Origin of the sequence: Balneola vulgaris DSM 17893 (assembly GCF_000375465.1) — a bacterium.
Lineage (GTDB): Bacteria > Bacteroidota > Rhodothermia > Balneolales > Balneolaceae > Balneola > Balneola vulgaris.
In genome coordinates, this window is sequence record NZ_AQXH01000001.1 from 678,811 (window position 1) to 691,021 (window position 12,211).

The following is a 12,211-nucleotide window of genomic DNA, read 5'->3' on the forward strand; positions in this document are numbered from 1 at the left end:
AGAAACTACCTAGGGTACCGAATGTTTTCAACCATCTCCTGCACATCTTCTGGAGGTACTGGATAGAACTTTTGAACCACAAGCGCCACTATTAGATTCACCAACATACCTAATGTTCCAATACCCTCTGGTGAAATACCGAACCACCAATTATCAGGGGAGTTGAGCTCTGGAAATGCCAACTTAAAATAGATGATGTAGGCCAAGGTGAATAAAATACCGGCTATCATTCCTGCTATAGCTCCTTCTTTATTCATCTTTTTATAAAAAATTCCCAAAATGATAGCTGGGAAGAAAGAAGCCGCTGCTAAACCAAAGGCTATAGCCACTACTTGGGCAACAAAACCTGGGGGATTAATGCCGAAGTAACCTGCCACTACTACTGCTACCGCCGCAGCTATTCGTGCATATCTCAATTCAGCTTTATCAGAAATATCTTTATTCCACTGCTTCTTAATTAAGTCGTGTGAAACGGACGTTGAAATCACAAGCAACAACCCAGCTGCGGTAGATAATGCGGCCGCTAAACCACCTGCAGCAACTAAGGCTGCAACCCAAGCTGGTAATCCCGCTATTTCAGGATTAGCTAACACCATGATATCACGATCTACATAAAGCTCATTGGTATTATCTGTTCTCTGGTTTGTAATCATTACTTCGTTATGAGCCCCACGTCGAATAACTCCGTTTTCTCGAATGATATCTGGGGTACCTTGAATGGCAGGTCCTGGTGCATAAGTGATTACTCCATCATCGTTTTTATCAACCCAATTCAGAAGTGCTGTCTCTTCCCAAGTGTTAAACCATTCTGGTAATTCTTGGTAGGGACGTTCACTTACCGTTTCAATTAAATTCGTTCGTGCAAAAACTGCGATTGCAGGTGCTGTGGTATATAAAATGGCTATAAAAATAAGCGCGTAACCTACCGATACTCGAGCATCTCTAACTTTGGGTACAGTAAAAAATCGAACGATAACATGTGGCAAACCTGCCGTTCCCACCATCAATGCTACCGTAATGAAGAATACATCTTGCATGCTTTTGGTACCTTCGGTATAGGCCACAAATCCGAGCTCGGTATGCAATTGATCTAACTTCTCTAGCAAGTATTGCCCAGATCCATCGGTTACTGTTGAACCAAACCCTATTTGAGGAATAGGGCTACCCGTTAACTGCATCGAGATAAAGAATGCAGGAACCATGAATGCAAATATCAGCACACAATATTGAGCAACCTGTGTGTAAGTGATGCCTTTCATCCCTCCCAACACTGCATAGAAAAAGACGATGGCCATCCCAATTATAACTCCCCAAAAGATGTCTACTTCTAAAAATTTTGAAAAGACTAAACCAACCCCTCTCATTTGTCCTGCCACATAAGTGAATGACACTAATAAGGCACAAATAACAGCAACGGTACGCGCTTTATTCGAATAGTAGCGATCGCCTATAAAATCAGGAACGGTAAATTTACCGAACTTTCTAAGATACGGTGCTAGTAAAAGAGCTAAGAGTACATAACCACCCGTCCAACCCATCAGATAAACAGCGCCATCATATCCCATAAATGAGATCAGTCCAGCCATAGATAGAAATGAAGCTGCCGACATCCAATCGGCCGCAGTAGCCATACCATTAACTAGAGGCTTAACGGCTCCTTCGGCAACATAAAACTCACTGGTTGATGCTGCTCTCGACCAAATTGCAATGCCGATGTATATCGCAAAAGTAATCCCAACAATGATATAGGTCCATAATTGCACATCCATTAGGCATCCTCCTCATTTACGCCAAATTCTTTATCAAGGCGATTCATCAAATACACATACACGAAAATGAGGATCACAAATACATAAATAGATCCTTGTTGGGCAAACCAAAACCCTAGTTTAAATCCCCCCATTTGAAACTGGTTTAACCAAGGTGCCCACAGAATCCCAAAGCCATAGGATACCACAGACCAAATGCTCAATAGTAACCCCAAATACCTGAGATTCTTTTTCCAATATGCCCCTAAGTCTCTATTACTCATTCCCCTCCAATTATGTTCGTTAGAGTATGCAAGTTTTAAATGTTTGAAACAAATGGTTCATAAAATCGCAAAAGTCGCGGTTTTGATTATCTTGAAACCATTGCGAGACTACTATTAATCTATAAGGGAGATAACTCTATTATGATCAAAAAGCACACGATCTTTTCTTTAGGCATTTTATTGTTTTCATTAAACATGCAAAATGTCACTGCGCAATCTAGTAATGCTACTAACTTCGAGGTTACAGCTGTATTCGTCGAAGAAGCGCCACAAATAGATGGGTATATCAATGACGACATCTGGAAGAAAATTCAACCCATCACGAATTTCACTCAAGTTTGGCCAAATGATGGTTCACCAGCTACAGAAGAAACAGAAGTTCGGATTGCCTACGACCGTGACAACCTCTATTTCGCTTTCAAATTCTACGATAAAAATCCTGAACTTATACGAGCTAAGAACTTAGAACGTGGTGGGCGTAACGATCGTGACGACCATGCCTATATTGGCATCGATACCTATCAAGATGGGCGTAATGCATACCTCTTCGAAATGAATGCACTTGGCACCCAAGATGACGCCACCATCACTGATGAGCGTTTATCTATTGATAGCTTTTCGTGGGATGCTGTTTTTAGAAGCGAAACAGTAATTAATGACGATGGCTGGACACTCGAAGTATCCATTCCTTTTCGACAACTTCGATTCCCAGAAGGCGATGAACTCGAATTTGGGCTTATGCTCTCTAGAACCATCAACCGTAAAAACGAACGAGTTCTTTGGCCAGCAATTGGTCTTGAGTATGGAAATTTCACTTCCCTAGCAGCCGTATCACAGTATGGAACTCTCAAGGGTTTAAAGAATATTCGACGCGGTAAAAACCTTGAAATCAAACCGTATGTAATTACTGGAGCTCAAGAAATACGACCTGATATTGAGTTCGAAGAAACCAATATAGATTACACCAAAGACTTAGGGGTTGATGTAAAATACGGCATATCCTCAAACCTCACGCTTGATATGACCATTAATACCGATTTTGCACAAGTAGAATCAGATAATGTTCAGCTAAATCTTACTCGATTCAACTTATTTTTTCCTGAAAAGAGAGAGTTCTTCTTAGAACGCTCTGGCTTATTCGAACATGGTAACCTTAGATCTACTCAAACATTCTTTTCACGCCGAATTGGATTAAGAAATCAGATACTAGCTGGTGCACGAATGACTGGCCAAATTGGGGAATGGTCGATCGGTGCATTGAATATCGAAACCGGGGATGAAATGAGAGACTTCCTTGGAAGTAATTCGCAAAATAATACGGTTATACGACTTCGTAATAATTTTATGCCTAGAGCCACCGCTGGTGTGATCTTCACAAACCTCGAACAAAATAATAGCTATAACAGAGCTTTAGGCTTCGACACCCAATATCGATTTGGGAGCTCCAGCTTATTCAATGCTTGGTTCACAAATGTGTGGGACGACTTAAGTGCCTTAAATGATGCCGCCGGTCATGCATCACTTCGAATTCGAAATGACTTGTATAATGGTCAGATTTCATATACCAATGTTGGCACCAATTATAGTCCAGCTCTAGGATTTGTTCGTCGCCGTGATATGCGCCAATATAACTTAAGAGCGGGTTACACTCCTTCTGTAGATTTCGAAGCCTTACCAAGTTTAAATAGAATGGGTTTCAATGCAGTTTATGACTATATAGAAGGCCAAGATGGGCAAAAACAAACTACTGAGCTCGAGTTTGAAACCACTATGGATTTCAGTACTAGAGATAGATTAACATTTGAATTTGAACGCAATTTCGATCGCCTTCAATCACCTTTCGACATCACCGAAGATGCTACCATACCTGCCGGCGATTACACCTTTAATGTGTATGAAATCAACGGTGAAACTGATAGTAGTCGACGATTATTCTTAATGGGTGGCTTTTCATTTGGCGACTTCTATAATGGCAAGCGTACTGATTACAGCGGTGGATTTGGGTTCCGTCAATCTCAGCACCTTACACTTGAAGGAAACTTCCAGTATTCAAAAATCGACTTACCTGTTAACAATGGAGAGTTTGATGCCACTACCCTTTCCATGTCAGTATTAGGGGCGTTTAGTAGAAAACTCTTCACCAAAACTCTGATTCAATACGACAATTTCAGTAGAGACCTCCAAGCAAATATCCGAGTAGATTGGATTCATACTCCCGGCAGTGACCTCTTCTTTGTTTACAACACCTCATACCACATCACGGGTGCTAATGAGAATACCTTTAATCCACGCAGAGATTTTATCATGAATGATCAGATTGCTATTCTTAAACTCACGTATTTAATCATGTTATAATTGAATTGAGGTCTGGGCTTATATCAAGTTCAGACCTCATTCACTACTATCTATCTACCTTCCTTTTTGTGACAAGACCTGTCTGTTTCAATCACAGTTGTTTAAACAATATTTACTGACACAACGATTTCATAAACCCCACTTACAACACTATTAATTTTACACTTATCATTCTTTTTTAAGAAAATATTCAGTTAAAATTTAGTTCTATATCGTACAGTTTTGATAGCAGTGAATGGTTAACTTTTGCCTCACAAAAACCATTAAATAGCTGTTATAACAACTAATTACAATGATTCAGGATTACAAGAACTATACCGCCGAAGACTTCGAAGTTTGGAGTTTATTGGCATCGAGACAAAAAGAGAATTTACCCGGAAAAGCTCATCCTGAGTATTTGTATTGTTTAGAGCAACTATCCGATGTACTGAATGAAAAAGCGATACCGAAATTTGAAGAATTAAATGAAGCCCTACTTAAAGCCAATGGGTTTACCATTACCGTAGTACCTGGCTTAATACCAGTGGAAGATTTCTTCCAACTTCTAGCAGATAGAAAATTTAGTTCTTCTACATGGGTTCGTTCTAAAGAGCAATTGGAGTATTTAGAAGAGCCTGATATGTTTCATGATATCTTTGGCCATATCCCATTGTTGATGAATGAAGCTTATGCCGACTTCGTACAGAAAATGGGAGCTTTAGGTGTTCGTTTTATCGACAACGAAACCGTAGTTAAGCAACTTCAGAGATTGTATTGGTTTACCATCGAATTTGGCCTCATCAAAAACGGTGACAAAAATATGATTTATGGAGCTGGTATTATTTCATCATCGGGTGAAACGGACCACGTAATGAATGATGAAATCACCATTCATGATTATAATCTGGAGCAGATTATAAATACCGATTTCATTACTTCTGAAATTCAAACTCAGTACTTCGCTATTGAGTCGTTCGAACAACTCTTCAGTTCTATTGAAGAATACGAAGCTACTTTATTAGCTACTGTTTAAATCAAGGCTTCTGCTTTGTTCATTCCACCCGACGGGTTATCCGTCGGATGGTACTTCCAAGGAACTAGCTTCATTGCCTTATTTACCATCGGATGGATTGCCCATCCGGTGGTTTTTAATGTCTCTACCTTACTTAACTCTGCCCTATTCCTTCTTTCGGGGCGTTGTTCATCCACCCGACGGGTTATCCGTCGGATGGTCCTTACAAGGAACTAGCTTCATTGCCCTATTTACCATCGGATGGATTGCCCATCCGGTGGTTTTTAATGTCTCTACCTTACTTACCACTGCCCTATTCCATCCATTAGGGCGTTGTTCATCCACCCGACGGGTTATCCGTCGGATAGTTCTACTAAGGAGTTAGCTTCATTACCCACTTTCGAACAATAAAAAACCCCGACCGGCACTCAGCCAGTCAGGGTTTATCCTGTTCTCCATGAAAGAAAACTTATTACATTAGTTTACTTAAGGGCTAGCTAATGCTATACCCTTCGCAAATGAGTTCAATACTTATGAACAACCAGAAGTTGATCCACAAGTAATACACTTCATACAAGTTCCGTTACGAACCATGGTCATACTACCACATTCAGGACAGGCATCACCTGTGTATCCCAATTGTTTGGCTTTAGCATAATCGGTTTCGTAGCTCGAACCTTTTTCACTCGCTGCTTCTGTAGCTGTTGCATCCGCAGTTGGTGTTGCCACCGTTGCTGGGGTTGGCTCAGTTACAGGCGCTGGAGCAGTAGCCGTCTTAGTTTCAACAACTTCACCGCCCGGAGTAGGACGAAGATCTCTAGTTGTAATTTGATCTGATGGTACATGTGCTAAGTCTTCTCTACCTAGGTATGCAACCGCAAGCTCACGGAAGATATAGTCAATAACAGAGGTACTCATCTTCACATGTGGATTACCCGTAACCATACCACTTGGCTCGAATTTAGTGAATACAAAAGCATCCACGAATTCTTCTAGTGGCACACCATGTTGTAATCCCAAGGAAATAGAAATAGCGAAGCAATTAAGGAGACTTCTGAACGCGGCTCCTTCACGGTGCATATCAATAAAGATTTCACCAAGCTGGCCATTTTCGTATTCACCTGTTCTTAGGTAAACACTTTGTCCACCAATTTTCACTTTCTGTGTATACCCTTCTCTACGGAATGGTAGGCGTTGACGACGAGCTACATATTTATGAATAATACGCTCTGCTACTTCTACCACTTTATCCTGTGCAGCCATCGTAGGTGCGTCAATTTCCTCTTCATCCTCTAGTTCTTCGAATACATCCGCTAAACTATTGAGAGGCTGGCTTAATTTAGAACCATCACGATAAAGAGCATTTGCTTTCAACATCATCTCCCATGAAAGCATATAGGCATCTTTCATGTCCTCTATAGTCGCTTCATTTGGAAGGTTAATGGTTTTCGAAATTGCTCCAGATAGGAATGGCTGTGCAGCCGCCATCATTCGAATATGACCACGTGCTGAAATATAACGAGTACCTGTTCTACCACACTTGTTGGCACAATCGAAAACAGGTAAATGCTCATCCTTTAAGAATGGCGCACCTTCCACTGTCATTGTACCACAAACATAATCGTTGGCTTCTTGAATCTGCTCACGGCTAAAGCCTAAGAATCGTAACATATCGAAGGATACATCACTCAACTGCTCTTCAGAAATTCCAAGCACATCCTTACAGAAGTCTTCACCGAGGGTCCATTGATTGAATGCGAACTTGATATCAAAACTACTTGGTAGTGCAGCTTCAATGGCTTCAAGCTTATCCTCTGTAAAGCCTTTTTCTTTTAAGCTTTCAGGGTTTACATGCGGGCAACCTTCTAAAGTACCCGCCCCTTTTGCGTAGTCGATAATAGCTTTTGACTCTTTAGCGCTGTAACCCAAAGTCTTAAGTGCTTTTGGTACACTTTGGTTGATGATTTTGAAATAACCACCACCCGCTAACTTCTTGAACTTCACAAGTGCGAAGTCAGGTTCTACCCCTGTAGTATCACAATCCATTACTAAACCGATGGTACCTGTAGGTGCAAGTACGGTTACTTGTGCGTTACGATATCCGTTCTTTTCACCTAGTTCAACCGCACGATCTGCATTTTCACGGGCCGCTTTCAGTAAGTAATCTGGGCAGATGGTTGCATCAATACCCATTGGTTTCACAGTAAGGCCTTCATATTCAGAAGGATCCGCATTGTAGGCCGCACGCTTATGGTTACGCAATACACGTAACATGTGCTCTCTATTTTTCTTGAATCCTTTGAATGGCCCTAATTCACCAGCCATCTCAGCACTCGTTTCGTACGACTGCATGTGCATGATGGCCGTAATAGCACCTGCTGTAGCGGTTCCCTCATCGCTATCATAAGGTAATCCTTGAACCATTAGCGCTGCTCCGATATTTGCGTAGCCAAGACCTAATGTTCTAAATACGTACGAAAGCTCGGCGATTTCTTTCGATGGGAATTGAGCCATCAATACTGAAATCTCAAGAACAACTGTCCATATTCTAGATGCATATCGGATAGACTCTACATCAAAGGTTGTGCATTCTTCATCCTTGAAATACTTCATCAAGTTTAATGAAGCTAAATTACACGCGGTGTTATCTAAGAACATATACTCAGAGCAAGGGTTACTTGCTTTGATCTCGCCATCTTCAGGGCATGTATGCCATTCATTAATGGTATCGTGGTACTGAGTACCTGGATCAGCTGAAGCCCAAGCTGCATATGCAATCTGATCCCATAGATCGTTTGCTTCTAGCACCTTGCATGGATCTGGCTCTCGGCCTTCTTTCTTAGCATTCGCTTTTTCAACTCTCCAATATAGATTCCATTGGCCATTCTCTTTAACTGCTTTCATGAAATCGTTAGGCACACGAACAGAGTTATTCGAATTCTGACCTGCTACCGTGGCATAAGCCTCTGAATTCCAATCTGTATCGTATGTTTCAAATTCTAGATCAGTTACTCCTTGAGCAGCTAACTGAATTACACGCTCGATATAGTTAAGCGGTACTTGATCACGCTTAGCTTGGCGAATTACTTTTCCAAGATCTTTATTCTTTAGAGGATCTCTACTTACTGCCCCGTTGAACGTTCTACCTTCAATCTCAACCGGTGTATGGCAAAGCTTGATGATTTCCTTAAGATGCTTTTCAGTGATCTTAGAGCCCGACACCAACGCCGCTACTTTTTGCTCTTCTTTCACTTTCCAATTTATGTACTCCTCAATATCTGGGTGATCTAAATCTAAAGTTACCATCTTCGCCGCACGACGTGTGGTTCCACCAGATTTAATAGCACCAGCAGCTCGGTCACCAATTTTTAAGAAACTCATTAGTCCTGATGAACGACCACCACCACTTAACGGCTCATTAGATCCACGGATATTCGAGAAATTACTACCAGTACCAGAACCATACTTGAATAAACGGGCTTCACGCACCCATAAATCCATGATACCACCTTCATTTACTAAATCATCATCCACACTTTGAATGAAACATGCATGTGGCTGTGGATGGGTATACGAATCTTTACTCTTCGTAAGTTTACCCGTTTTAGCATCTACGTAATAATGACCTTGAGCGGGCCCATTAATTCCGTATGCCCAATGTAAGCCTGTGTTAAACCACTGTGGGCTATTCGGAGCTGCCATTTGATTCGCTAACATGTAACATAATTCCTCATAGAAAACACGCGCATCTTCTTCTGAGTTAAAATAATCATGTTTCCATCCCCAATACGTCCAACAACCCGCTAACCTGTTAAACACTTGACGGCTATCTACCTCATGTGTATATCGTTCTGATGGGTCAATATCCTTTAACGCTTTTTCATCCGCTTCAGATCGCTGTAGCCATTTCGGTACACCCTTTTCAGCAACCTTTTTTAGTTTCACAGGTACGCCCGCTTTCCTGAAATATTTCTGGGCTATAATATCTGTTGCTACTTGCGACCAGCTTTCGGGTACCTGCACATTTTCCATGTGAAATACCTGTGAACCATCAGGATTCTTAATCTCCGATGTTCTGGATACAAAGTTCATTGAATCGAATGGGGTTTCCCAGTCTGACTGGGTGTAAAAGCGCGTGAATTTCATTAGCTACTCCGGTTATCTTAGTAATTTTTCGTAGAGCGTTTGCACAGGATAAAAACCCATTGGCGGGAGCTGCTTTTCCCTTTGAAGTGAAAATAAATATATACGAGTGGTCGGGAGTGAGCAAGTAAAATATCAATTACTTTTCCACAATTACCAACACTTATCCACAATTAAAATCGCACTATTTTCGCTCTCTATAAACGAAGATAAAATATTAGCTATTAAATTATATTTTCATTGATGTAATATTTTATTCAAACCCTCAAAACCCTTTAAATTAATAGCATACACGAATAGAACGAGAATTATATTATCTCAAAAGTTATCCACATTCGTATTTGTAAATCATTAACAAATCACATTTTTATAGTATATATTTTTATACTATATAAACAATTATTGTATCTACAAAAACCTTCAATCTCAGGCTATATCATGCCCGTAAATAATGTTTGTAAAAACCCTCTTATCACCTGCTTTTCAAACGCTATTTATTTCTTCCTACATCTTAAAGTGATGAAATATCGAATGAACAAATGAGTAAATACCTGAGGAATACATCCCCAATATAGAGGGGTACTAGCTTACACTAGGTTTAGCAATTTATTGGGCTCACTACCCCATCCCACGAATGTGGATAACTTTAAGTCCATCCATTTGCAACGATTTCAACAAAAATAGTTTTATATAGATTATCCATCTAATCGTCTTGATTCTTCGTAATTACTCATAAGACACTCAACCCACATATTTCTATGAAATTCTTATCTACCATTTTGTTTGCCATACTGCTTAGCATCTCTGTGCAAGCTCAAGATGTAATTCGCATTCCAATTACTAGCTTCAACCCTGCAAACTTCGACAAAGATGCTGATTCAAATGAATGGGAACGCTTAACCCTTCCGAAGAAAGACTGGACCGAGTACACCTTAGTTGAAGATGCCGATAAACCTCACATTAAAGCCGTGAGTACTAATAGTGCTTCAGGTTGGATGTACGTAGTAGATATTGACCCAGCGGAATATCCTATCATTGAATGGGAATGGAAAATAGATGGTGTGCTTGAAAATGGTGATATGACCCAAAAAGATGGAGACGACTACCCAGCTCGAATTTACATTACTTTCGATTACAGCCGACGTGATCTGCCATTGGGTGAGCGTATTAAATATGGAGCCATGAAAACATTCACAAGCTTCAATATTCCCCTTCGATCTTTGAACTACGTTTGGGCTAACAAAGCTTCCATTGGTGAGATTCAAGAAAATGTATTTACCAATTGGGTAAATATGGTTGTGAAGGAAAGTGGCAATGACAAAGCTGGTACCTGGGTTAAAGCCTCAGCTAATCTGTACGATGATTACCTATCGGCATTTGATGAAAAACCAAAGAATATAACCGGAATTGCCATCATGACGGATTCAGACAATTCGAAAGGTTCAGCAACAGCATATTACGGAGACATCATCCTGCGTCGACTTCCTATTGAAGATTAATACTTACACAAAATTAAATACATAGCCCGTGCTCCAAACACTTTTTATCGTTCTTATAGATTGAAATTGTAACATCTTTTTGAGTGAACCGTCAAAGCCACAAATGTTCACACAATCAATAAGACTTCAATCATGAGAACAAAAGCCATAGGGATACTCCTTGCAAGCTCCTTTCTACTAATCACAGCTTGCAACAACAGCGAAGGCAATGAAAACCAAAACAACGACCAAGATTCAACACTAGTCGTTCCCGTTGAAGCAGCTACAGTTCTAAAGGGTGACATCTCCGCTTATTACTCGAATACAGCCACACTCGAAGCAGAACAAGAAGCCACAGTAGTAGCAAAAGTTCGTGGGGTTATCCAAGAAATTTTAGTAGAAGAAGGCCACCGTGTTAAAGCAGGACAAGTTTTAGCCAGAATTGAAGGTGAGCAATATCGCATTGAAGCCGAACGAGCTAAATCTACCATGGATCGTTTAAATAACGATTACAAACGTAGTAAAGAGCTTTATGAAAAAGGGGCAATTTCTGTTGAAGAATACGATAATAAACGATTCGAATATGAAGCCCAACGTGCTGCCTATGAACTGGCTAAATTAAACGAAGAGTACACGGCTATAAAATCACCTATTGATGGAGTGATCTCTGAACGTTTTATCAAAGTTGGTAATATGATTGGTACCGACCAAGATGTATTTAAAGTAACTGATTTCGACCCACTCCAAGCCATACTCTACATCCCTGAACACGAGATGGCTAAGATAGATCAAGGGCAGCCAGCTGAGCTTAAAGCAGACGCACTGCCTAACCAAGTTTTTAAAGGACATGTTGAACGAATCAGCCCTATCGTTGACCCTACAACAGGTACTTTTAAAGTGACGGTAGTAATCGATGAAAAGAACAGTAAGCTAAAGCCAGGTATGTTTGGACGCATCAAGATTGTTTACGACACTCATACCGCTACTCATATGATTCCTAAAGTTGCGGTTTTATCAGAAGATGAGAACCAATCTGTTTTCGTAATCAAAGATTCAACAGCCTACCGAAAAATTATTAAGACAGGCTACGTGAATGGACAAAACATTGAAGTTATTGAAGGACTCGAAGAAGGAGAAATTATTGTTACTACTGGCCAAGGCAGTTTAAAAGACAGCACTAAAGTAAATGTAGTTCGTAGCTAAGCGGAGATA

7 protein-coding genes are annotated in these 12,211 nt (G+C 40.5%); 4 read left to right on the forward strand and 3 right to left on the reverse strand.

Annotation, left to right across the window (positions count from 1 at the left end):
* Positions 1–5 precede the first annotated feature (5 nt).
* Both B155_RS0103010 and B155_RS0103015 read right to left on the reverse strand, forming a co-directional pair.
* On the reverse strand, positions 6–1,769 hold the full coding sequence (locus B155_RS0103010; RefSeq protein ID WP_018126765.1) for a sodium:solute symporter family protein: 1,764 nt from the start codon (positions 1,767–1,769) through the stop codon (positions 6–8).
* Positions 1,769–2,032: a DUF4212 domain-containing protein gene (locus B155_RS0103015; RefSeq protein WP_018126766.1), complete on the reverse strand. Its 264-nt coding sequence runs from the start codon at positions 2,030–2,032 to the stop codon at positions 1,769–1,771. Before B155_RS0103015 ends, B155_RS0103010 begins: the two co-directional genes overlap by 1 nt.
* 141 nt (positions 2,033–2,173) lie before the next feature.
* Between B155_RS0103015 and B155_RS0103020 the strand changes: the two genes are divergently transcribed.
* Together B155_RS0103020 and B155_RS12845 are read left to right on the forward strand one after the other, a co-directional pair.
* Entirely contained in the window at positions 2,174–4,387 is a 2,214-nt protein-coding gene (locus B155_RS0103020; RefSeq protein ID WP_018126767.1) for a carbohydrate binding family 9 domain-containing protein, read from the forward strand.
* Positions 4,388–4,679: 292 nt separating this feature from the next.
* The gene (locus B155_RS12845; protein ID WP_018126768.1) at positions 4,680–5,399 is read left to right on the forward strand and encodes a phenylalanine 4-monooxygenase; all 720 of its coding nucleotides are present in this window, start codon (positions 4,680–4,682) and stop codon (positions 5,397–5,399) included.
* A 510-nt stretch (positions 5,400–5,909) separates the two neighbouring features.
* On the opposite strand, the gene B155_RS0103035 is transcribed toward B155_RS12845, so the two are convergent.
* Positions 5,910–9,524 (reverse strand): vitamin B12-dependent ribonucleotide reductase, encoded by a 3,615-nt coding sequence (locus B155_RS0103035; RefSeq protein WP_018126770.1) that lies wholly within the window; start codon positions 9,522–9,524, stop codon positions 5,910–5,912.
* A gap of 755 nt (positions 9,525–10,279) precedes the next feature.
* Between B155_RS0103035 and B155_RS0103040 the strand changes: the two genes are divergently transcribed.
* Both B155_RS0103040 and B155_RS0103045 read left to right on the forward strand, forming a co-directional pair.
* Positions 10,280–11,020 (forward strand): DUF3047 domain-containing protein, encoded by a 741-nt coding sequence (locus tag B155_RS0103040; RefSeq protein ID WP_018126771.1) that lies wholly within the window; start codon positions 10,280–10,282, stop codon positions 11,018–11,020.
* Positions 11,021–11,152: 132 nt separating this feature from the next.
* Entirely contained in the window at positions 11,153–12,202 is a 1,050-nt protein-coding gene (locus tag B155_RS0103045; RefSeq protein ID WP_018126772.1) for an efflux RND transporter periplasmic adaptor subunit, read from the forward strand.
* The last annotated feature ends 9 nt before the right edge of the window (positions 12,203–12,211 follow it).